The sequence below is a fragment of the Prevotella sp. BV3P1 genome (genome assembly GCF_000479005.1).
GTDB lineage: Bacteria > Bacteroidota > Bacteroidia > Bacteroidales > Bacteroidaceae > Prevotella.
This window is the reverse complement of sequence record NZ_AWXC01000038.1, coordinates 1-1059: the sequence shown is the minus strand read 5'-3', so window position 1 is coordinate 1059 and position 1059 is coordinate 1. Positions and strand designations below refer to the sequence as shown.

Below are 1059 nucleotides of genomic sequence, written 5' to 3'. Positions count from 1 at the left end.
TTCCCAGTTCGGACTGGGGTCTGCAACCCGACCCCACGAAGCTGGATTCGCTAGTAATCGCGCATCAGCCATGGCGCGGTGAATACGTTCCCGGGCCTTGTACACACCGCCCGTCAAGCCATGAAAGCCGGGGGTGCCTGAAGTCCGTAACCGTCAAGGAACGGCCTAGGGCAAAACTGGTGATTGGGGCTAAGTCGTAACAAGGTAGCCGTACCGGAAGGTGCGGCTGGAACACCTCCTTTCTGGAGGCGAAACAACGAGTGCGATTCATAATTCATAATTAAGAATTCATAATTCATAATTAAAACAGCCAGCAGGTTGATGAATGATACAAGAATTGCACGAAGGATTTATAAGGTGATATTTCTTATCAAGGTTTGTAAGAAACCAGCCTGGAGCCGCCACAAGATGACTCAAGGTATTTCTTGTACTGCTACATCTGTTTTTTAGATATAAGAGAGAAAAAGGAAGCCGGGCGAAGAAGAGTACGCGGCCCTGCGACTTGAATGAACACCGGGAATCACAGTCCTATAGCTCAGTTGGTTAGAGCGCCACACTGATAATGTGGAGGTCGGCAGTTCAAGTCTGCCTGGGACTACAGTCTTTAATTCATAATTCTCAATTAATAATTCATAATTAAACTAATTAGAATAGTTAGTTAGAATGATATGACTTGACATGGATTAACTTCTGCCTCTTAAAAAATAATTCGATCAATTGCTGATTCATTAATGGTATGAATTATGAATTAACAATTATGAATTAAACCTGGGGGATTAGCTCAGCTGGCTAGAGCACCTGCTTTGCAAGCAGGGGGTCAACGGTTCGAATCCGTTATTCTCCACACACGGGAACAGTCTTTGAGGAACAAAGGACTTCACAAGTTAAAAAGTTCAAAGTTCAAATCTCAAAGTTCAAAGTTTCCCAGCGATCTTTGACATATTGACACAAGCGAAACTGTAAAGTAGAACACAAGTCGCAAGACTTGATAATCAAAGCAATACAGCTGAAAGTATGAGTGACCAACCGGCCGCTTTCGACATGAGCATTGCGCCCATT

The 1059-nt window shown here is 43.9% G+C and carries 2 tRNA genes and 1 rRNA gene; all 3 read left to right on the top strand.

What is annotated here, in order from left to right:
- Nucleotides 1–242, top strand: a 16S ribosomal RNA gene (locus HMPREF1254_RS07055); the annotation flags it as partial.
- 282 nt (nucleotides 243–524) lie between these two features.
- Nucleotides 525–598, top strand: a tRNA-Ile gene (locus HMPREF1254_RS07050).
- A 172-nt stretch (nucleotides 599–770) separates the two neighbouring features.
- Nucleotides 771–844, top strand: a tRNA-Ala gene (locus HMPREF1254_RS07045).
- The last annotated feature ends 215 nt before the right edge of the window (nucleotides 845–1059 follow it).